The sequence below is a fragment of the Pikeienuella sp. genome (genome assembly GCF_046290545.1).
Classification (GTDB): domain Bacteria; phylum Pseudomonadota; class Alphaproteobacteria; order Rhodobacterales; family Rhodobacteraceae; genus Pikeienuella.
Genome location: NZ_JBKAGV010000012.1, coordinates 96,496 through 116,852, shown reverse-complemented (window position 1 = coordinate 116,852; position 20,357 = coordinate 96,496). Strand labels below are relative to the sequence as shown.

General features: G+C 69.3%; 23 protein-coding genes. 16 read left to right on the top strand and 7 right to left on the bottom strand.

The genetic code is table 11. The features are described from left to right. Positions 1-21: 21 nt before the first annotated feature. The 13 genes from secY to ACE37J_RS10780 all read left to right on the top strand — a co-directional run bounded on the left by secY (position 22) and on the right by ACE37J_RS10780 (position 11,676). Complete coding sequence (secY, locus tag ACE37J_RS10840; RefSeq protein WP_409711204.1) at positions 22-1,389, top strand: preprotein translocase subunit SecY; 1,368 nt, start codon at positions 22-24, stop codon at positions 1,387-1,389. Then, a complete protein-coding gene (locus ACE37J_RS10835) occupies positions 1,389-2,042 on the top strand; it encodes an adenylate kinase (RefSeq protein ID WP_409711202.1) in 654 nt (217 codons plus the stop codon). Before secY ends, ACE37J_RS10835 begins: the two co-directional genes overlap by 1 nt. A gap of 175 nt (positions 2,043-2,217) precedes the next feature. Next, the gene (gene rpsM / locus ACE37J_RS10830; protein WP_409711200.1) at positions 2,218-2,586 is read left to right on the top strand and encodes a 30S ribosomal protein S13; all 369 of its coding nucleotides are present in this window, start codon (positions 2,218-2,220) and stop codon (positions 2,584-2,586) included. A gap of 13 nt (positions 2,587-2,599) precedes the next feature. Then, on the top strand, positions 2,600-2,989 hold the full coding sequence (rpsK, locus tag ACE37J_RS10825; RefSeq protein WP_409711198.1) for a 30S ribosomal protein S11: 390 nt from the start codon (positions 2,600-2,602) through the stop codon (positions 2,987-2,989). 120 nt (positions 2,990-3,109) lie between these two features. Then, positions 3,110-4,129 (top strand): DNA-directed RNA polymerase subunit alpha, encoded by a 1,020-nt coding sequence (locus ACE37J_RS10820; protein ID WP_409711250.1) that lies wholly within the window; start codon positions 3,110-3,112, stop codon positions 4,127-4,129. Positions 4,130-4,239: 110 nt separating this feature from the next. Continuing rightward, positions 4,240-4,668: a 50S ribosomal protein L17 gene (rplQ, locus tag ACE37J_RS10815; RefSeq protein ID WP_409711196.1), complete on the top strand. Its 429-nt coding sequence runs from the start codon at positions 4,240-4,242 to the stop codon at positions 4,666-4,668. A 98-nt stretch (positions 4,669-4,766) separates the two neighbouring features. Continuing rightward, complete coding sequence (locus ACE37J_RS10810) at positions 4,767-6,029, top strand: adenylate/guanylate cyclase domain-containing protein (protein WP_409711194.1); 1,263 nt, start codon at positions 4,767-4,769, stop codon at positions 6,027-6,029. Further along, positions 6,026-7,132 carry a trypsin-like peptidase domain-containing protein gene (locus ACE37J_RS10805; RefSeq protein WP_409711192.1) on the top strand — a complete coding sequence of 369 codons (1,107 nt, stop codon included), beginning with the start codon at positions 6,026-6,028 and terminating at the stop codon, positions 7,130-7,132. The genes ACE37J_RS10810 and ACE37J_RS10805 overlap by 4 nt, the downstream gene beginning before the upstream one ends. A 1-nt stretch (position 7,133) precedes the next feature. Continuing rightward, complete coding sequence (locus ACE37J_RS10800) at positions 7,134-8,444, top strand: replication-associated recombination protein A (RefSeq protein WP_409711190.1); 1,311 nt, start codon at positions 7,134-7,136, stop codon at positions 8,442-8,444. A 46-nt stretch (positions 8,445-8,490) separates the two neighbouring features. Further along, positions 8,491-8,874, top strand: coding sequence for a fluoride efflux transporter FluC (locus ACE37J_RS10795; protein ID WP_409711188.1), 384 nt, complete (start codon positions 8,491-8,493; stop codon positions 8,872-8,874). Beyond that, the gene (locus tag ACE37J_RS10790) at positions 8,871-9,908 is read left to right on the top strand and encodes an RluA family pseudouridine synthase (RefSeq protein WP_409711186.1); all 1,038 of its coding nucleotides are present in this window, start codon (positions 8,871-8,873) and stop codon (positions 9,906-9,908) included. The genes ACE37J_RS10795 and ACE37J_RS10790 overlap by 4 nt, the downstream gene beginning before the upstream one ends. Next, positions 9,905-10,609 carry an alpha/beta fold hydrolase gene (locus ACE37J_RS10785; protein WP_409711184.1) on the top strand — a complete coding sequence of 235 codons (705 nt, stop codon included), beginning with the start codon at positions 9,905-9,907 and terminating at the stop codon, positions 10,607-10,609. The genes ACE37J_RS10790 and ACE37J_RS10785 overlap by 4 nt, the downstream gene beginning before the upstream one ends. Next, the gene (locus ACE37J_RS10780; protein ID WP_409711182.1) at positions 10,606-11,676 is read left to right on the top strand and encodes an enolase C-terminal domain-like protein; all 1,071 of its coding nucleotides are present in this window, start codon (positions 10,606-10,608) and stop codon (positions 11,674-11,676) included. Before ACE37J_RS10785 ends, ACE37J_RS10780 begins: the two co-directional genes overlap by 4 nt. 1 nt (position 11,677) lies before the next feature. Here ACE37J_RS10780 and ACE37J_RS10775 read toward each other — a convergent pair whose 3' ends face one another. Beyond that, positions 11,678-12,562, bottom strand: a complete 885-nt coding sequence (locus tag ACE37J_RS10775; protein WP_409711180.1) for a dihydrodipicolinate synthase family protein — start codon at positions 12,560-12,562, stop codon at positions 11,678-11,680. A gap of 74 nt (positions 12,563-12,636) precedes the next feature. Between ACE37J_RS10775 and ACE37J_RS10770 the strand changes: the two genes are divergently transcribed. Continuing rightward, complete coding sequence (locus ACE37J_RS10770) at positions 12,637-13,044, top strand: cupin domain-containing protein (RefSeq protein WP_409711178.1); 408 nt, start codon at positions 12,637-12,639, stop codon at positions 13,042-13,044. 25 nt (positions 13,045-13,069) lie between these two features. On the opposite strand, the gene polA is transcribed toward ACE37J_RS10770, so the two are convergent. Together polA and ACE37J_RS10760 are read right to left on the bottom strand one after the other, a co-directional pair. Continuing rightward, positions 13,070-15,895: a DNA polymerase I gene (polA, locus tag ACE37J_RS10765; protein ID WP_409711176.1), complete on the bottom strand. Its 2,826-nt coding sequence runs from the start codon at positions 15,893-15,895 to the stop codon at positions 13,070-13,072. A 49-nt stretch (positions 15,896-15,944) separates the two neighbouring features. Then, positions 15,945-16,553 carry a CDP-alcohol phosphatidyltransferase family protein gene (locus ACE37J_RS10760; protein WP_409711174.1) on the bottom strand — a complete coding sequence of 203 codons (609 nt, stop codon included), beginning with the start codon at positions 16,551-16,553 and terminating at the stop codon, positions 15,945-15,947. 181 nt (positions 16,554-16,734) lie between these two features. On the opposite strand from ACE37J_RS10760, the gene ACE37J_RS10755 reads away from it, so the two are divergent. Further along, positions 16,735-17,172, top strand: coding sequence for a universal stress protein (locus ACE37J_RS10755; protein WP_409711172.1), 438 nt, complete (start codon positions 16,735-16,737; stop codon positions 17,170-17,172). A gap of 10 nt (positions 17,173-17,182) precedes the next feature. Then, positions 17,183-18,718: an alanine/glycine:cation symporter family protein gene (locus ACE37J_RS10750; RefSeq protein ID WP_409711170.1), complete on the top strand. Its 1,536-nt coding sequence runs from the start codon at positions 17,183-17,185 to the stop codon at positions 18,716-18,718. A gap of 59 nt (positions 18,719-18,777) precedes the next feature. On the opposite strand, the gene ACE37J_RS10745 is transcribed toward ACE37J_RS10750, so the two are convergent. The 4 genes from ACE37J_RS10745 to ACE37J_RS10730 form a co-directional block, all read right to left on the bottom strand. Continuing rightward, positions 18,778-18,948, bottom strand: coding sequence for a hypothetical protein (locus ACE37J_RS10745; protein ID WP_409711168.1), 171 nt, complete (start codon positions 18,946-18,948; stop codon positions 18,778-18,780). A 168-nt stretch (positions 18,949-19,116) separates the two neighbouring features. Next, positions 19,117-19,296, bottom strand: a complete 180-nt coding sequence (locus tag ACE37J_RS10740) for a zinc-finger domain-containing protein (protein ID WP_409711166.1) — start codon at positions 19,294-19,296, stop codon at positions 19,117-19,119. 61 nt (positions 19,297-19,357) lie between these two features. After that, positions 19,358-19,825: a glycosyltransferase gene (locus ACE37J_RS10735; RefSeq protein WP_409711164.1), complete on the bottom strand. Its 468-nt coding sequence runs from the start codon at positions 19,823-19,825 to the stop codon at positions 19,358-19,360. Between the two features lie 7 nt (positions 19,826-19,832). Beyond that, positions 19,833-20,285 (bottom strand): UDP-N-acetylglucosamine--LPS N-acetylglucosamine transferase, encoded by a 453-nt coding sequence (locus ACE37J_RS10730; protein WP_409711163.1) that lies wholly within the window; start codon positions 20,283-20,285, stop codon positions 19,833-19,835. Positions 20,286-20,357 lie beyond the last annotated feature (72 nt).

Genomic DNA, 20,357 nt, shown 5'->3' with positions numbered 1-20,357 from the left:
ACCGCCGAAGAGGTTTCGAGCATGGCGTCAGCCGCCGAACAACTCGCCGCGAATTTGAGCTGGAGCGCCTTCGGCCGCGCCAAGGAGCTCAAGCAGCGCATCCTCTTCGCGATCGCGCTGCTCATCATCTACCGCATCGGGACATATATCCCGATGCCGGGGATCGACCCGGTGCAGCTCGCGCGGTTCATCGAGCAAACGCAATCCGGCATTCTCGGCGTCTTCAACATGTTCTCGGGCGGCGCAGTCAGCCGCATGGCGATCTTCTCGCTCGGGATCATGCCCTACATCTCCGCCTCGATCATCATGCAGCTGATGACTTCGATGGTGCCTTCGCTGGAGGCGCTGAAGAAGGAGGGCGAGGCCGGACGGAAGAAGATCAACCAGTACACCCGCTACGGCACGGTGCTGCTGGCGACGGTGCAGGCCTACGGCGTCGCCATCGGCCTGCAGGGGCAGGGGCTTGCGGTCAATCCCGGTCCGTTCTTCATCGCCTCGGCCGTCATCACGCTCGTCGGCGGAACGATGTTCCTGATGTGGCTCGGCGAGCAGATCACCGCGCGGGGCATCGGCAACGGCATCTCGCTCATCATCTATGTCGGCATCATCGCCGAGCTGCCGACCGCGCTGGCGCAGTTCTTCGAGCTTGGCCGGACCGGGCAGCTCGCCGCCTGGCTCATCATCGCGATCCTCGTCGGCGCGATAGCCGTGATCGCCTTCGTCGTGTTCCTGGAGCGGGCGCAGCGACGCATCCTCGTCCAGTACCCGAAGCGGCAGGTCGGGCAGAAGGTCTATGGCGGGGATTCGAGCCATCTGCCGCTGAAGGTGAACACGGCCGGCGTTATCCCGCCGATCTTCGCCTCCTCCCTGCTCCTTATGCCGGCGACGGTGGCGGGCTTCGCGGGCGAGGGCGGCTCTGAATGGCTGCAGGTCGTCACCGCGATGCTCGGGCGCGGGCAGCCGCTCTTTCTCGGCATCTTCGTGGCGCTGATCGTCTTCTTCTGCTTCTTCTACACCGCCGTCGTCTTCAACCCGGACGATGTGGCCGAGAACCTCAAGAAGCAGGGCGGCTTCGTGCCTGGCATCCGTCCCGGAAAGAACACCGCGGCCTATCTCGACTATGTGCTGACGCGGCTGACGGTTGTGGGCGCGATCTATCTTTCGGCGATCTGCGTCCTGCCGGAACTGCTCATATCGCGCTTCGCCGTGCCGTTCTACTTCGGCGGCACCTCGGTCCTGATCGTGGTCTCGGTGACGATGGACACGATCTCCCAGGTGCAGAGCCATCTGCTCGCGCATCAATATGAAGGTCTGATCGAAAAATCGCGGCTCGGCGGCAAGAACCGGGCGAAAGCGAGACAAGGGCGGAAACCGGAGAGGCGGCGCTGATGAACGTGATTTTGCTCGGCCCTCCGGGCGCCGGGAAGGGGACGCAGTCGCGGCTACTGTCGGAGCGGCGCGGCATGGTGCAGCTGTCGACCGGAGACATGCTGCGCGCGGCCGTCGCGGCGCAGACCGAGATTGGCAAGGCCGCCGACGCGGTGATGAAAGCCGGCGGCCTCGTCTCCGACGAGATCGTGGTGGGCGTGGTCGGCGAGCGGCTGGACCATCCTGATGTCGCCGGCGGCGTCGTCTTCGACGGCTTCCCGCGCACGACGGCGCAGGCCGCGGCGCTCGATGCGCTGCTCGCGAAGAAGGGCCTGAGGATCGAGGCCGTCGTCAACATGGCGGTGAACGACGAGGCGATGATCGGGCGCATATCCGGCCGTTACACCTGCGCCGCCTGCGGCGAGGGGTATCACGACACGGAGAAAGTCCCGTCGAAGCCCGGCGTCTGCGACAAGTGCGGCGGAACCGCGTTCACCCGGCGCAAGGATGACAACGCCGATACGGTCCGTGCGCGACTGAAGGAATATCACGCGGCGACCGCGCCGCTGATCTCCTACTACAGCGCGGCGGGGAAGCTTTCGAACGTGAACGGCATGGCCTCGATCCCCGAGGTGACGGCGGCGATCGACGCCGCCCTGAACGGAAAGGAATGACCCCTCGCGGGGTTGACCGGGATGCGCGTGTTCCTATAATTCGCGCTTCCTTCGGCAAGTGAGCCGGGCGTTGCGATAACGCCTTGCCCGGCAAGGAGATTTCGGGGCGTTCCGCGAATCGCGCGGAGCGACCGGCAAGAGGACGGCCCGAAGGGCGGAGAGACGGAGCTGGATCGTGGCGCGCATCGCAGGCGTAAACATTCCGACGAACAAGCGAGTGCACATCGCGCTCACCTATATCCATGGCATCGGCGAGGCCGCCGCGCGCACGATCTGCGATGCGACGGGGATCGACGTTTCCCGCCGCGTCAACGAACTGAGCGACAGCGAGGTTCTCTCGATCCGCGAGCATATCGACGCGAATATCAGCGTTGAGGGCGACCTCCGGCGCGAAAACGCGATGAACATCAAGCGGCTGATGGATCTCGGCTGCTATCGGGGCCTGCGGCATCGCCGCGGGCTGCCGGTGCGCGGCCAGCGCACGCACACCAACGCCCGCACCCGCAAGGGCCCGGCGAAGCCGATCGCCGGCAAGAAGAAGTAAGAGGGTTCGACAGATGGCGCGCGAGAAGGTCCGCACGAAGCGGAAAGAACGGAAGAATATCAGCACGGGCGTCGCCCATGTGAATTCCTCCTTCAACAACACGATGATCACGATCTCCGACGCCCAGGGGAACGTCATCTCCTGGTCCTCGGCCGGGACGATGGGCTTCAAGGGCTCCCGCAAGTCCACGCCCTACGCCGCGCAGGTCGCGGCGGAGGACGCGGGCAAGAAGGCGCAGGAGCACGGGATGCGGACGCTCGACGTCGAGGTTCAGGGCCCCGGCTCGGGCCGCGAGAGCGCGCTGCGCGCGCTGCAGGCGCAGGGCTTCGTCGTCACCTCGATCCGCGACGTGACCCCGATCGCGCATAACGGCTGCCGCCCGCCGAAGCGCCGCCGCGTCTGACCGACAGAATTTTCGCGCAGCGGCCCGCCTTTCCGAGGTGGGCCGCGCGTATTGAAGCATGACGTTTCCTCGGGCGCGCCCTGGCCACGGATCCGGCGGGGAGCAGGAATGGAGGACCATATGACGATCCACAAGAACTGGCAGGATCTGATCCGGCCGACGGGCCTCGTGATCACCCCCGGAGCGGACCCGCGCCGCTTCGCGACCGCGGTGGCGGAGCCGCTGGAGCGCGGTTTCGGCCTCACGCTCGGCAACGCGCTTCGCCGCGTTCTGATGTCCTCCCTCCAGGGCGCCGCGATCACCTCGATCCAGATCGACGGGGTGCTGCACGAGTTCTCCTCGATCCCCGGCGTGCGCGAGGATGTGACGGATATCGTGCTCAACATGAAGGGCGTCGCGATCCGCATGGATGTGGAGGGGCCGAAGCGCCTCACGCTCCGCGGCAAGGGCCCCGGCGCGCTGACCGCCGGCGACATCCAGGAGACGAACGGGATCGAGATCCTGAACCGCGACCATGTGATCTGCCAGCTCGACGAGGGCGCGGACCTGCATGTCGAGCTCACGGTGCAGAACGGCAAGGGCTATGTCTCGGCGGACAAGAACCGCCCGGAGGACGCGCCCATCGGCCTCATCCCGATCGATGCGCTCTACAGCCCCGTCCGCAAGGTCTCCTACAAGGTGGAGCCGACCCGCGAGGGGCAGGTGCTCGACTATGACAAGCTCACGCTCAACGTCGAGACGGACGGTTCCTTGACCCCTGAGGACGCGATCGCCTACGCGGCGCGCATCCTGCAGGACCAGCTCCGCACCTTCATCAATTTCGACGAGCCGAAGGACAGCGTGGCGGTCGAGCCGGAGACCGACCTCGAGTTCAACCCGCTTCTCCTCAAGAAGGTGGACGAGCTCGAGCTTTCCGTCCGCTCCGCCAACTGCCTGAAGAACGACAACATTGTCTATATCGGCGACCTCATTCAGAAGACGGAGGCGGAGATGCTCCGCACCCCGAATTTCGGGCGGAAATCGCTGAATGAAATCAAGGAAGTGCTCACCGGCATGGGCCTCCATCTCGGCATGGACATCGTGGACTGGCCGCCGGACAACATCGAGGACCTCGCCAAGAAGTTCGAGGACCAGTTCTGAGAGACGCCGCCCCGGTCCGCCGGGGCGGGAGACGACCGGGCATGACGCCCCAAGGAGGCGGTTCCCACGCAGGGCCGCCGGACAAAGGATAAACCGAAAGGACAACGACCATGCGTCACGGACACGGATACCGGAAGCTCAACCGGACCCATGAGCACAGGAAGGCGATGTTCGCCAACATGGCCGCCTCGCTGATCGAGCACGAGCAGATCAAGACGACGCTGCCGAAGGCGAAGGAGCTGAAGCGGGTGATCGACAAGATCATCACGCTCGGCAAGCGCGGCGATCTTCACGCCCGCCGCCTCGCGCTCGCCGAGATCAAGCAGGAGGAGCAGGTGAAGAAGCTCTTCTCCGTGCTCGGCCCCCGCTACAAGGAGCGCGCCGGCGGCTATTCCCGCGTGCTGAAGGCGGGCTTCCGCTATGGCGACATGGCGCCGATGGCGATCATCGAGCTGGTGGACCGGGATCCGGCCGCCAAGGGCGCGGGCGACAAGGCCCGGCTCGCCGCCGAAGAGGCCGCTGTCGCCGACGACGAGTGAGCCGGCGCCGGCCGGCGTGACGAGGGCCGCCCGGAGGGGCGGCCCTTTTCGTTTTCGCGCCGCCCGCCTATCTTGGCCGGGACAAGGAGCGAACGGACATGAAGTCGAAGCCGAGCGCCGCCGCGGCGAGCATCGTGGACCGGATGGTGGAGGCCGCGCTCGGCTCCGCGCCGATCGAGGCGACCTTCGTCGAATTCCTCACCGCGCTTCGGAACGAGGGCGTGCGCGTCGACCGCGCCTATCTCGCCCATCCGACGCTGCATCCGCTTCATAGCGGCTCCGCCCTGAAATGGAGCGCCGAGGCGGGGCTGGCGCGCGAGAATTTCGTCGCCGACGACCGGGACGAGGAGAATTCGGCGGACTGGCTGCAAAGCCCGATCCGCCATGTGATCGTGACCGGCGCGGAACGGCTTCGCCGCCGGCTGGCCGGCCCGGGCGAGATGCTGGACTTTCCGGTGCTCGAAAGCCTCCGGCGGGAGGGGCTGACGGATTACCTCCTGCTCGCCACGAGGTTCGAATCCTTCGGCTCGCGCGTCGAGGAGATGGCCTCTTCGGAGGAAGGCAGGGAATCCGGCATGATCGTCTCCTTCGCCACCCGCCGCCCCGGGGGCTTCTCCGACGAGGAGGTGGAGACGCTGGAATGGCTCAAGCGGCCGCTCGCCATACTGGTGAAGGTGGCGGACCAGCGGGCCGTCGCCCATGCGCTGGCGGAATGCTATATCGGACGCGCAGCGGGCCCGCGCGTTCTCGGCGGCGCGATCCGCCGCGGCGATTTCGCGACGACGGAGGCGGTCGTCTGGCTCTCCGATCTCCGCGGATCGACCGAACTTGCGCTCTCGATGCCGCGGGAAGGGTTCGTCGCCGCGATCAACGACTTCTTCGAGGCGACTGCCGGTGCGGTCGAGGCGGAGGGCGGGGAGACCCTGACCTTCATCGGAGACGGCGCGCTCGCGATCTTTCCAGTCGAGGCGATGGGGGCGGAGGGTGCGCGCCGGGCCGCGCTCCGCGCCGCCGCCCGCGCCGCCGAGGCGATCCGCGCCCTCAACGCAGGGCGGGAGGGCCTCGCGCCGCTCCGCTGGGGCCTCGCGCTCCATGCCGGCGCGATCGACTACGGCAATATCGGCACGACCTCGCGCCACGCCTGGTCCGTCGTCGGGCCTGTGGTGAACGAGACGGCGCGGCTCGAGGGGGTGACGAAGCTCTCCGGCGAGCCGGTGGTGGCGAGCCGCGCCTTCGTCTCCGCGCTGCCGGAGGCCGCGCGCTGGCGCGCCCTCGGCGCCTTCCCGCTCGCCGGAGTTCCGCAGCCTTTCGAGGCCTTTGCGCCGCCTCATGCCGGCGCGCTGAAGGAGAAAGCCGCATGATCGACCGCCGCGCCGCCCTTCTCGGCCTCGCCGCCTTCGCCCTCGCCGCCCCCGCCGTCGCGCAGACCGTGCCGCGGACGCAGGAGGAGATCACGCTCTCCTTCTCCCCCGTGGTGAAGAAGGCGGCGCCGGCGGTGGTGAACGTCTACACCCGCAAGATCGTTCAGCGCCGCAACCCGTTCATGGGGGACCCGTTCTTCCAGCGCTTCTTCGAGGAATTCGGCGGCGCGCAGACCGGGCGGCGGATGCAGAACTCGCTCGGCTCCGGCGTGATCCTGACGCAGGACGGCTATGTGGTGACGAACAACCACGTCGTCTTCGGCGCGGACGAGGTGCGCGTGGTGCTGGCGGACAAGCGGGAGTTCGACGCGGACATCGTTTTCGCGGACGAGCCCTCCGACATTGCGATCCTGAAGCTGAGGGGAACCTCCGGCCTGCCGATCCTCGACTTCCGGGACAGCGACACGCTGGAGGTCGGCGACCTCGTCCTCGCCATCGGCAATCCGTTCGGCGTCGGCCAGACTGTGACCTCCGGGATTGTCTCCGCCCTCGCGCGCACGGGCGGGCAGGGGCGGCGGGGCGCGCCCGGCGGCTATTTCATCCAGACGGACGCGGCGGTGAACCCCGGCAATTCCGGCGGCGCGCTGGTGGACATGGCGGGGCGGCTCGTCGGCGTCAACACGGCGATCATCAGCCGCTCGGGCGGCTCCATCGGCATCGGCTTCGCCATACCCGCGAACCTGGTGCGCACGGCGCTCGCGAGCGCCCTTTCGGGCGAGACCTCGCTGCAGCGCCCCTGGGCCGGGATCATCGGGCAGAGCGTGACCTCCGACCTTGCGGACGGGCTCGGCCTGCCGGCGCCCATCGGCGTCGTGATCGCGGACATTCACCCGCAGAGCCCGATGAAGGCCGCCGGGCTGGACGTGGGCGACGTGATCGTCGCCTTCGAGGGGCAGCCGGTCGGCTCGGTGGAGGAACTCTCGTTCCGCATGGCCGCGGTCGGCGTTGGCGGCGACGCGACGGTGGACTACTACCGCCGCGGCCGGAAGGCATCGGCCGAGATGCCGCTCCGCGCCGCCCCGGCCGCGCTCCGCCGCAACTGAGGTGGCCGACCTCTTCGACCGCGACCCGCCGGCGAAGACGAGGGAGGCGCCGCGCCCTCTGGCGGACCGGCTGCGCCCCGAGAGGCTCTCCGATGTCGTCGGCCAGGATCATCTCCTCGGCCCCGAGGGCCCTCTCGGCGCGATGCTGGCCGCCGGGCGCCTCTCCTCCCTCGTCTTCTGGGGCCCGCCCGGCGTCGGCAAGACGACCATCGCGCGGCTTCTGGCGGCGGAGACGGAGCTCGCCTTCGAGCAGATCAGCGCGATCTTCTCCGGCGTCGCCGACCTTCGCCGCGTCTTCGAGGCGGCGGCGCTGCGGCGGAAACAGGGGCGGGGGACGCTCCTCTTCGTGGACGAGATCCACCGCTTCAACAAGGCGCAGCAGGACGGGTTCCTGCCGCACATGGAATCGGGCGCCGTCACGCTGGTGGGCGCGACGACCGAGAACCCCTCCTTCGAGCTGAACGCCGCGCTCCTCTCCCGCGCGCAGGTCATGGTGCTGAAGCCGCTCGCGGCGGAGGCGATGGCGGCGCTCCTCTCACGCGCTGAGGCGCTGGAGGGCGCGAGGCTGCCGCTGACGGAGGCGGCGCGCGCCGCCCTCGCCGAAATGGCGGAGGGGGACGGGCGCGCGCTCCTCAACATGGCCGAGCAGCTCTTCCGCATCGGCGGCGCGCCAATGGAGCCCGCCGAGATGGCGGCGCGGATCAACCGTCGCGCGCCGGTCTATGACAAGGCGGGGGACGGGCATTACAACCTCATTTCCGCGCTCCACAAATCGGTGCGCGGCTCGGACCCGGACGCCGCGCTCTACTGGCTCCGCCGGATGCTGCAGGCGGGGGAGGATCCGCGCTATCTCGCCCGCCGCATCGTGCGCATGGCGGTGGAGGATATCGGCCTCGCGGAGCCCGAGGCGGTGAAGCAGGCGCTCGCCGCGGCGGAGGTCTACGAGCGGCTCGGCTCGCCCGAGGGCGACCTCGCGCTCGGCCAGGCGATCCTCTATCTCGCCCTCGCGCCGAAATCGAACGCGCTCTACCGCGCATGGGGCGCGGCGGGGGAGGCGGCGCGCTCCACCGGCTCCGCCTCGCCGCCGAAACACATCCTCAACGCGCCGACGAAGCTGATGAAGGCGGAGGGCTATGGCGCCGGCTACGCCTACGACCATGACGAGGCGGACGGCTTCTCCGGCCAGAACTATTTCCCGGAGGGGATGAAGCGCGGCGTCTACTACCTCCCGAAGGACCGCGGCTTCGAGCGGGAGCTGGCGAAACGGCTCGAATGGTTCGCGAAGAGGCGGGCGGAGAAGGGCGGCGCTTGACTTCCCCCCGGCCGCCGCGTTGAACCCGGCGGAGGAGGAGCCCGGCATGAGCCTGATCTGGATCGCCCTTGGCGGCGCGCTCGGCGCGGTCTCCCGCCATCTCGCCGTGATCGGCGCAGGCCGCGCCTTCGGGCCGGGCTTTCCGTCTGGCGTCTTGCTGGTGAACGTGGCCGGCAGCTTCGCCATGGGCCTCGCCGCCGCGCTGTTGCTGGAGCGGGCGGGGCCAGGGACGGGGGCAGGGCGCTTCGCCCCCTTCGTGCTGGCGGGCTTTCTCGGCGGCTTCACCACCTTCTCCGCCTTCTCGCTCGATTTCGCGCGGCTCTGGGAGGCCGGGCGGCTCGGCGCGGCGGCGCTCTATGCCGGCGGCTCCGTCATGCTCTCCCTCCTCGCGCTGTTCGCAGGCCTCGCGCTCGGGCGGGCCGCAGCATGAGCGGCGTGCGGCATCTCACGGTCGGCCCGGACGAGGCGGACCAGCGGCTGGACCGGTTCCTCCGTCGCCATTTCCCGCATCTCCAGCAGGGGCGCATCGAGAAGATGTGCCGCAAGGGCGAGTTGCGGGTGGACGGGGCGCGCGCGAAGGCCTCCACCCATGTCGAGCCGGGGCAGGTCGTCCGCGTTCCGCCAATTCCGGCCGAGGGACAGGAGCGGGACGAGGCGCCGAAGCGCCGGATCACCGACGCGCAGGCCGAGATGATCCGCGATTGCGTGATCTACAAGGACCAGCACCTCATAGCGCTCAACAAGCCGCCCGGCCTCGCCACGCAGGGCGGCACGGGGCAGGACGTGCACCTCGCCATGCTGGCGGACGCGCTGACCTTCGAGCGGGAGGAGCCGCCGCGGCTTGTCCACCGGCTGGACAGGGACACGTCCGGCGTCATCCTTCTCGCCCGCACGGGCCGCGCCGCCGCGGCGCTGGCGAAGGCGTTCCAGAGCCGGGAGACGGAAAAGGTCTACTGGGCCGCCGTCGCCGGGGCGCCGAAGCCGCGCCGGGCCACGATCCGCTACGGCCTCGTGAAGATGGGCGGCGCCGGGGCGGAGAAGATGCGCTGCATCCACCCCGACGCGGTGAAGGAGACGGAGGGCGCGAAACGCGCCGTCACCGACTACGCGGTGATCGATCAGATGGCGCAGCGCGCCGCCTGGGTCGCGCTCCGGCCCGTCACCGGGCGCACGCACCAGCTCCGCGCGCATATGGCGGAGATCGGCAATCCGATCGTCGGGGACGGGAAGTACGCCGGCAATTCGACGACCAACGAGGGGGACGGCTGGGGCGCGCAGCTCGGCGGCGCGGTGAGCCGCAAGCTCCATCTCCACGCCCGCAGCCTCGCATTCGACCATCCGCTGGAGCGCGGGCGCCTTGTGCTGACGGCGCCGCTCCCCGAGCACATGACCCGCACCTGGGACATGTTCGGCTGGCGCGAGGCGGACGCGCCGGAGGACCCGTTCGAGGACGAGGAGGCATGACGACCTTCGTGCTCCTCCACGGCGCCTGGCATGGCGGCTGGTGCTGGGCCCGCGTCGCGGACATTCTTCGCGCCCGCGGCCACCGGGTGACGACGCCGACGCAGACAGGGCTCGGCGAGCGGCGGCATCTTCTGACAGACGCGGTGACCCTGACGACCTTCGGGGAGGATCTGCGGCTCCATCTCGATTACGAGGACCTTTCGGACGTCGTGCTCGTCGGCCATTCCTTCGCCGGCTCCGCGCTCTCCTACGTCGCGGAGCGGTCCGCCGCCCGCATCGCCAGGCTCGTCTATCTCGACGCGACGCTCGTCTTCGGCGGGGAGGCGCCCTTCGAGTCGAACCCGCCGGACGTCGTGGCGCTTCGCCGGCAGATTGCGCAGGACTTTTCGGGGGGCCTCTCCCTCCCGCCGCCGCCCGCCGCCGCCTTCGGCGTGACCGGGGCGGCGGATGCGGCGTGGCTCGAAGGCAAGATGACGCCGCATCCGCTCCGCACATTCGAGACGAAGCTGGAGATTTCCGGCCCTCCGGGGGCCGGCCTGCCCGCCCGCTACATCGTCTGCCGCGATCCCGTCTACGGCCCGCTTTCGACGGCGCGGGAGCGGGCGCAGGCGCTCGGTTGGCCGATGCCGGAAATCGCAACCGGCCATGACGCGATGGTGACGGCGCCGGCGGCGCTGGCCGACATGCTGGAGGCGGAATGAACGAGATCAGGAAGGTGACGGCCCGCGGCGTGCTCGTCCCCATGCGCCGCCCGCTGGTTACGGGCGGCGGCGCGGTGAGCGAGGTTCCGCTGGCCCTGATCGACGTGGAGGTCGCCGGCGGCGTGACGGGCCGCGCCTATGTCTTCGCCTATCAGCCCTTCGCGCTGAAGGCGCTGCTCGCGGCGGTGGAGGGGCTCGGCTCGACGCTGATCGGCCGTCCGCTCGCGCCCCGCGCGCTCTACGACGAGATGCGCGCGAGGCTCCGCTTCGTCGGCGCGACGGGGCCGATAGGGCAGGCGCTCTCCGGGCTCGACATGGCCTTCTGGGACGCGTTCGCGAAGGGGCTCGGCCTCCCGCTCTTCGCGGCGCTCGGGGCCGGGGCGAAGCGCGTCAGGGCCTACAACTCGAACGGCCTAGGCGTAGGCGCGCCCGACCTCGGCGCGGAGGCGCGGGAACTGGCCGAAGGCTTCGGCGCGGTGAAGCTCCGCATCGGCTACAGGACGCTGGAGGAGGACCTTGCGGCGATCCGGACCTGCCGGGAGGCTTTGGGGCCGGATGTCACGCTGATGAGCGACTACAACCAGTCCCTCCTCCCCGCCGAGGCCGCGCGCCGCGCCGCCGCCATCGGGGACAGCGTCTACTGGATCGAGGAGCCGGTGCGGGCGGACGATGCGGCGGGCCATGCTCAGGTGCGAGCCTCCGCCGGGACGCTGATCCAGACCGGGGAAAACGCCTTCGGCCCGCCCGATATCGCGCGCCTCATCGAAGCCGGGGCGGCCGACCTCCTGATGCCGGATGCGGGCAAGATCTGGGGCGTCAGCGGCTGGCTGGAGGCCGCCGCGCTTTGCCATGCGGCGGGCATCCCGATGTCGAGCCACCTATACCCGGAAATCTCCGTCCACCTCCTCGCCGCCGCGCCGACGGCGGACTGGCTCGAGGTCGTGGACTGGGCGGAGCCGATCCTCGCCGAAGGGCTCTCCGTCGAGGCGGGCTCCGCAGCGCCGCCCGCCCGCCCCGGCGCCGGGATAGAGTGGAACGAGGCGGCGGTCGCCCGCTACGCCGTCTGATTCAGAGCAGCCCGAGCCCTTCGAGCGCGGCGCGCACCTCCGCCTTCTCGGCCTCCGTGGCCGGGGAAGTCGGCTTCCGCGCGAGGCCGGCGGGCACGCCCTGCAAGCCTTGCGCGTACTTCACGAGGCTCGGCATGTTCGGCTTCCCCACCGCATCCCAGACCGGCATGAGCCGCTCGTGCAGGTCCCGCGCCGTCTCATGGTCGCCCGCCTTCGCGGCGTTCCAGAGCTTCACCGAAGGCCCCGGCGCGGCGGTGAGGATCGCTGCGATGCTCCCGACCGCGCCGAGCATGTAGGAGGGGTAGAGCAGCGCGTCGACGGCGGAGAAGATGCGGTTCCGCGGCTTCGCCCGCCGCATCAGGTCTGCGAAGAGCTTCATGTCCCCCGCGCTCTGCTTGACGCCGGCGACGCCCGGAACCTCGTCCATGATCCGGAGCAGCAGGTCGGGGGAGAGATAGCACCAGGGCACGACGTTGTAGATCAGGATCGGCAGGCCCGAGGCCGCGTGAATCTCCCGGAAATGCCCGACCATCGCGTCATCATCCGGCCGGAAGAGGTAATGCGGCGGCGTGACCTGGAGCGCGACGACGCCGAGCCCCTTCACGAGATCGCCCCGCGCCGCGACCTCCCCCGTCGAGTTCGCGACGATCCCGGCGACAACGGGAACGCGCCCCGCCGCGGCCTCCACCGTCGCGTGGATCAGCTCCTTATATTCCGAGCGGTCAAGCGCATGGCCCTCCCCCGTCGAGCCGCCGGCGGCGACGCCGTGGACGCCGTTCTCGATCAGCCAGTCGAGCTGCGGCTTCACGGCGGCGAAGTCGATCCGGTCGTCGGCGCGGAAGGGCGTGGTGAACGGCGCGACGACGCCTGCGAGATTGTCGAGCATGGTTTCCCCCTGATTTTCTCCTAGAGTGACGCCGCGCCGGGCGACTCGTCCAGCGGAGAATGAGGGAGGACGGGATGGAGTTCACAAAGGCCGGTTCGCGGCCGTCGAAGCGGGCGCCCGCTTCGCATTTCACAGGCGCGGTGTGGCAGGACGTGCTCGCGGAACAACCGGCGCCGGCCCGCGCGCGGCTCTTCCGCGTCGCCTTCGAGCCCGGGGCGCGGACCAACTGGCACCATCATCCCTACGGGCAGACGCTCCATGTGACGCAGGGCGCCGGGCTCTTCGGCCTGCGCGGCGGGCCGGTGCGGCGAATCCTGCCGGGGGACACGATCTGGATCCCGCCGGGGGAGGAGCACTGGCACGGCGCCGGGCCGGAGACGGGCATGGTCCATCTCGCGCTTCAGGAGGCGCAGGACGGGATGACCGCGACCTGGCTGGAGCCCGTGAGCGACGAGGATTACGCGCTCCCGCCCGAGGGTTGAGCCTGCCGCCGGGCCGGGCGGCGGCTCAGTGCGCCTCCGCCCAGTTCCGCCCCTTCCCCGCATCGACGACGAGCGGAGTGGTCAGCGCCACCGCGGGCAGGTTCGCGCGCTCCATCACCTCGCGCACGACCGTCGCCGTCTCCTCCGCCTCGGCCTCCGGAACCTCGAAGATCAGTTCGTCATGCACCTGGAGGAGCATCCGGCCCTTCAGCCTCGCCGCCGCGAGCGCGCCCGGAATGCGGATCATCGCCCGGCGGATCACGTCCGCCGCCGAGCCCTGGATCGGCGCGTTGATCGCCGCGCGGGCCTGGAACCCCGCCATCGGCCCTTTCGCGTTGATCTCCGGCGTGTGGATGCGCCGGCCGAAGACGGTCTCGACATAGCCCTGTCGCTTCGCCGTCTCCACCGTCGCGTCCATATAGGCGCGGATGCCGGGGAACTTGACGAAATAGGCGTCGATGAACTTCTTCGCCTCCTCGCGCGGGATGCGGAGATTGTTGGCGAGGCCGAAGGCGGAGATGCCGTAGATCACCCCGAAATTGATCGCCTTGGCCTGCCGGCGGATCATCGGGTCCATGCCTTCGAGGGGCACGCCGAACATCTCCGAGGCCGTGGCGGCGTGGATGTCGAGCCCGTCCGCGAAGGCCTGCTTCATCGCGCCGATATCGCCGATATGGGCGAGGAGGCGCAATTCGATCTGGCTGTAGTCGAGCGAGAGCAGCAGATGCCCCTCGGGCGCGATGAACGCCTCCCGGATGCGCCGCCCCTCCTCCGACCGGACGGGGATGTTCTGGAGGTTCGGGTCGGTCGAGGCGAGGCGCCCCGTGGAGGCGCCGGCGATGGAATAGGAGGTGTGGACGCGCCCCGTCTCCGGGTTGATGTGGCCCTGCAGGGCGTCGGTATAGGTGCCCTTCAGCTTCGAGAGCTGCCGCCAGTCCAGCACCCGCGCCGGCAGGTCGTGCCCCTCCGCCGCCAGCGTCTCCAGCACGTCGGCGCCGGTGGCGTAGGCCCCAGTCTTGCCCTTCTTGCCGCCTTCGAGCCCCATCTTGTCGAACAGGATCTCCCCCAGCTGCTTGGGCGAGCCGACATTGAAGCGCTCCCCGGCCAGCTCGTGAATCTCGTCCTCAAGCTGCGCCATCTTCTGGCTGAACGTGTTGGAGAGCCGGGAGAGCGCATCCCGGTCCACCTTCACGCCGGCGCGCTCCATCTCGGCGAGGACGGGCACGAGCGGGCGCTCCATCGTCTCGTAGACGCGGGTGACGCGGTGCTTCACGAGGCCGGGCTTCAGCTTCCGCCAGAGCCGGAAGGTGACGTCAGCATCCTCCGCCGCATAGGGCGCGGCCTTCTCGATCTCCACCTTGTCGAAGGTGATCTGCCCCTTGCCCGAGCCGATCAGCGCCTTGATCGGGATCGGCTCATGCCCGAGATGCCGGGCGGAAAGCGCGTCCATCCCGTGCCCGCCCATCCCGGCCTCCTGCGCGTAGGAGAGGAGGAGCGTGTCGTCGAAGGGGGCCACGCGCACGCCGCAGCGGAGCATCACCTTGTAGTCGTATTTCATGTTCTGCGCGATCTTGAGAACGGACGGGTCCTCCAGCAGCGGCTTCAGGAGTTCAAGCGCGCGGTCGAAATCCATCTGCCCCGGCGCGCGCTCGGCGGCGCCAAGAAGGTCCCCGTCCCCCGTCATGTGACCGAGCGGGATGTAGCAGGCACGCCCCGGCGCGACGGCGAGGGAGACGCCCACGAGGTCCGCCTGCATCTCGTCGAGCGAGGTCGTCTCCGTGTCGAAGGCGACCTCGCCCCGCTCCCGCGCCGCCTCGATCCAGCGGAGAAGCGCCGCCTCGTCCCGCACGATTTCATAGGCCGCATGGTCGAACGGGGCCTCGGGCTCCGGCGCCGGGGCGCCGGGCTCGGGCGGCGCCTCGGCGGAGAGACTGGCGGGGGCGGGCGCCGCCATGCCGTTCGCCTCTGCGATGCGGCGGGTGAGCGTGGTGAACTCCATGGAGCGGAGAAAGCCCATCAGCGGCCCTTCCTCAGGGTCGCGCCGCGCAAGCTCCTCATAGGCCGGGAGGCCCTTCGCATCGTCGTCGAGCGTGACGAGCCGCTTCGAGATGCGGACCTGCTCGGCATGGGTCAGCAGCGTCTCCCGCCGCTTCGGCTGCTTGATCTCCTCCGCGCGGGCTAGGAGCGTTTCAACGTCGCCGTATTCGGCAATGAGTTGCGCCGCCGTCTTGACGCCGATGCCCGGCGCCCCGGGCACATTGTCCACGCTGTCCCCCGCCAGCGCCTGCACATCCACCACCTTCTCCGGGGGCACGCCGAACTTCTCGATCACCCCGTCCCGGTCGATCACCTCGTCCGGTTTCCCGGCGAGGCCGGGCTTCAGGAGCCGGATGCGCGGCGCGACGAGCTGCATCAGGTCCTTGTCGGAGGAGACGATGGTGACGTCGGCGCCCGCCGCAGCCGCCTGACGGGCGTAGGTGGCGATCACGTCATCCGCCTCGTACCCCTCGATCTCGATGCAGGGGAGGTTGAAGGCGCGCGTCGCCTCCCGGATCATCGCGAATTGCGGCCTGAGGTCCTCCGGCGGCTCGGGGCGGTGCGCCTTGTATTCGGGGTAGAACTCGTTGCGGAAGCTCTTCGAGGAATAGTCGAAGATCACGGCCAGGTGCGTCGGCGCCTCCTCCCCCTTCAGCCCTTCCAGCATCTTGTGGAGCATGTTGCAGAAGCCGGAAACGGCGCCGACGGGCGCGCCGTCCGATTTCCGCGTGAGCGGCGGGAGGGCGTGATAGGCGCGAAAAATGAAGCCCGACCCGTCCACGAGATAGAGGTGATCGTCTTTCGTGGGCGGCATGGGGGGCTCCTTCAGGCTCGGCGGAGCATCGCCGAAGCGGCGGGGCGGCTCAAGCGCCGAACACCCGCCAGGCCAGAACGGCCCGCGCCGCGCAGGTGACGAGGCAGAGCGCGCCGAAGGCCCAGGCGAGCGGGGCGAACCATGCCGGCAGGAGGCAGAGGAGGATGAAGAACGCGATGGTCTCGCCCCCTTCCAGCAGGCCGGCGGAGTAGTAGAGCGTCTTCACCCCCTGCGCCTTCGTCTCCATCCCCCGCTTCTCCGCCAGCACGGCGAAGGCGAGGAAGCTCGCGCCGTTGGCGTAGAAGGCGGCGAGGAGGAAGGCCCCCGCCGCGCCGTTCGCCTCCACATCCGCCAGCACGAAGGCGAGCGGAACCGCGCCGTAGACGACGAAATCCGAGAGGATGTCGAGGAACCCGCCGAAGGCGGTCGGCGCGGTCGCACGGGCGATGGCGCCGTCGAGCCCGTCCGCCACGCGGCCGAGGAGAAGCGGGGCGAGTGCGAGGAGCGGTTCCCCGAGCGCGATCAGGAGCGCTGCGAGAAGGCCGAGGCCGAGCCCCGCCAGCGTCGCGGCGTTGGCGCCGACGCCCCAGCCCGCGAGGCGCTTTCCCGCCCGGTTCAGCGGCGGATCGATCAGGCGGCGGAGCGCGGCGTCGAACATGGGCGCGATATGCGGCGCGCCGCGCGCGGCGGCAAGGGCGCCGTTCCTCGCCCGTCAGGCGTCGCCTAAAGATTTGACTCGCGCGCCGCGAGCATGAACGAATTGTGACAGCCGCGTCGAAGAGGCGCAGCTTCGCCCGGCTCCGTCTGGGCGCAATGACAACAGGAAGGGGAACACCTCCATGACAGCCACGCTTGTCGTCGGTATCGACGGCGGGGGAACCGGCAACCGCGCCCTCGCCCATGCCCGGAAACTGGCAAAACTGATCGGAGACTGCGAGATCGTCGTCGCCTTCGTGATCGAATGGTCGCCCTTCAGCTTCCATTCGGCGGAGGAGAACGCCGTCCGCCACAAGCGGCGGGAGGAGGAGATCTCCGCCGCCAAGGCGCGGATCGTCGAGCCGGCGCTCGAGACGCTGCGGCAGGCCGGCTTTGCCGCGCGCGGCGTCGTCCGCCACGGCAATGTCGCAGATTGCCTGAACGACATCGCGGTGGAGGAAGGGGCGGACCAGATCGTCGTCGCCCGTTCTTCCGACGGCGGCTTCGCCGCCCGTGTCTTCGGCTCCGTCACCGCGAGCCTGGTGATGACGGCCGCCGTTCCCGTCACCGTGGTCGGCTGAGGAGAGACCCATGAGACAGTTCCTTGTCGCCGCCCTCGCGGCGCTTCTCGCTCTCCCCGCGCGCGCGCAGGAGGGGGGCATCGACGCCGCCGTGAACGAGATCTTCGCCGCCTCGACCGGATGGTTCGTCAATTTCATCTTCGCGCCGATTCCCGGCACGTCGTTTTCCTGGATCGTCGCCTGGCTCGTGATCGGCGCGACGGTCTTCACCCTCTATTTCGGCTTCATCCAGTTCCGCGTCATCGGCCATTCGCTCGCCTTGGTGAGCGGAAAGTATTCCGACCCGAAAGACGCCGGCGAGGTCAGCCATTTCCAGGCGCTGGCGACAGCGCTTTCCGGCACCGTGGGGCTCGGCAACATCGCAGGCGTCGCCGTCGCCGTCTCCATCGGCGGCGCGGGCGCGACGTTCTGGATGATCCTCGCCGGGCTGCTTGGCATGGCCTCGAAGTTCACGGAATGCACGCTCGGCGTGAAGTACCGGAACGAATATCCGGACGGCACGGTTTCCGGCGGCCCGATGTACTACATCACCAAGGGCTTCGCGGAGCGCGGGCTGCCGGGGGGCAAGATCCTCGCCATCCTGTTCTCGATCTTCTGCGTCCTCGGCGCGCTCGGCGGCGGGAACATGTTCCAGGCCAACCAGGCGCACCAGCAGATTTCGGGCGTGGTGGGGGAGTATCCCGGCTGGATCACAGGCGTGATCTTCGCCGCCATCGTCTTCATCGTCATCGTCGGCGGCATCAAGTCCATCGCCCGCGTGACGGAGAAGGTGGTGCCCTTCATGGGCATTCTCTATTGCAGCGTCGCGCTCGTCATCATCCTGATGAATCTGGACATGGTGGGAACCGCCTTCGGCCAGATCATCGACGGCGCCTTCACCGGCAACGGCATCGTCGGCGGCGCGATCGGCGCGCTGATCCAGGGTTTCCGCCGCGCGGCCTTCTCCAACGAGGCCGGCGTCGGCTCCGCCGCCATCGCGCACTCGGCGGTGAAGACCAAGGAGCCGATCACGGAGGGCTTCGTCTCCCTGCTCGAACCCTTCATCGACACGGTGGTGATCTGCACGATGACGGCGCTCGTCATCATCATCACCGGCCAGCTGATGACGGACCCGGCGACCGGGCTCTACCTGATCGGCGATGACGGGCGGGTGGTGACGGCGACGGGGGCGACGGGCGTGGGGCTCACCTCGGCGGCCTTCGGCTCGGTCTTCACGTGGTTCCCCTATCTCCTGGTCGTCGCGGTCGTGCTCTTCGCCTTCTCGACCATGATCTCCTGGTCCTATTACGGGCTGAAGGCCTGGACCTACATGTTCGGAGAGGGAAAGGCGCAGGAGCTGACCTTCAAGGTCATCTTCTGCGTCTTCATCGTGATCGGCGCGGCGGCGAGCCTCGGCCCGGTGATCGACTTCTCGGACGCGGCGATCTTCGCCATGGCCGTCGTCAACATCATCGCGCTCTATCTGCTGATGCCGATCGTGAAGCGGGAGCTGGACAGCTACCTCTCCCGCCTCCGCTCAGGCCAGATCAAGCGCTTCAAGCCCTGAGAGCCAGCACGAAAGGGCCGCCGGTTCGCCGGCGGCCCATCATGCAGGGGTCGGGCGCCTCAGCCCTGCTGCTGGCCCGGCCCGACCTCTTCACGCGGCCACTGCGAGGCCGGGAAGATGTCGCTGGCGAGGTCGATGCGGCGGGCTGGCCCTGCGCCCTGCTGCGGTATCTCGGATTGCTGCTGCCTCTGCGCCTCCGGCATGCCGGAAGCGTCGTTACGGTCGTTCATGGCCCCACACTCCTTTCACAGATCGGGCGCGCTACCAGGTCACACTGGCGCCCAACGCCAGCATGATACTCGAATAAAGGCGAAGATAGGGTGACAACCTTCACAGAAGGTTCGTTTTCATGTCATGATTGCCAGAAGGCCGTGAGTATTCGCCCAAGGCGAGCGCTCTCAATGGCTCCCGGCGCCTTCCTTCAGCACGAAGCGGCGGTCGCAATAGGGGCATTCGACCCAGCCCCTGGCCGGATCTACGGAGAGCCAGACGCGCGGATGGCCCAGCGCGCCTTCCCCCCCGTCGCAGGCGACGCGGCGTGTTTCGACTTCGACGGTTTCGGGCGCGTCTATGGCCATGTCTGTTTTCCGCTTCCTTCAGCGCCAAGCATGTAGGGGAGCCGCCGCGCGCGCGCAACGCTCATCCGACGAATTCCCTTATCCGCGCGATGAGCCGCGCCCGCCCCGGCCCCGGCGTCTCCTCCGCCGCCTCCAGCCCTTCCGCCCTGACGAGCGCGGCGATGGCGGCCTCGTCCTCCGCCACATGCACGCCCGTCATTGAGGCGACCTGCCGCGCCGTGGCCATCTGGTGGTCGTTCCGGTGCTCGCCGAGCGCGGCGCGGCGCGGCATGATGACGAGCGGCTTTCTCGCCCCGCGGGCCGAGAGGATCGTCCCGATCCCCGCATGGGCGACGACGATCCGCGCCGCGGCGAATGTCTCCGCGAACTCCGCCGGGGGCATCCCCGGCCGATGGTCGAGATGCGCCCATGCGCCGCCGCCCGGCCCGGTCTGCGCGACCACCGTCTCGTCGAGCCCGGCGGCGATGCGGTCCATCGCGTCGATGAGGCGGGGGAAGGCGAGTTGCGTGCCGACGGTGACGAAGATCATGGCCGCCTCACAGCACCGAGCCGGCGTAATCCGCGCCCTCGGCCTTCGCCACATGCTCCCACTGGCTGAGCCAGAGATGGGCGAAGCGCCGCGCCAGCCGGCCCGACATCGACATCTCCTCCGCATTTGCGACCGAATCGACCCAGATCGTCCGCGCGCCCACCAGCCGCCCGCAGGCGAGCGCGATCACGCCCGGAAGCGCGCCGGTGGAGATGACGACATGCGGGCGGAAGCGGAGCACGCGCCAGAGCAGCGCCGCGACCGTTTTCACCACGGCGACCGGCTCGTTGCGGTTGCAATCGGGCGCGAAGCCGGCGGGCGCGGCCCCGTGGCTCTCCGCCAGGCCCTTCAGCGTGGTGACGTAGAAGACGGAGCCGCCCTCGAAGGCCGGGCGCAGCAACATCAGTTGCTGCCAGTGCCCGCCGCCGCTGGCGACTGCAAGAATCCGCCGTTCGGTCATGCCGGCCCTCCGTTCCGCGCTACCTTGTCGGCTCCAACGCTCCCGCCGGTCAAGCCGCCTCGCCTTGCCGCA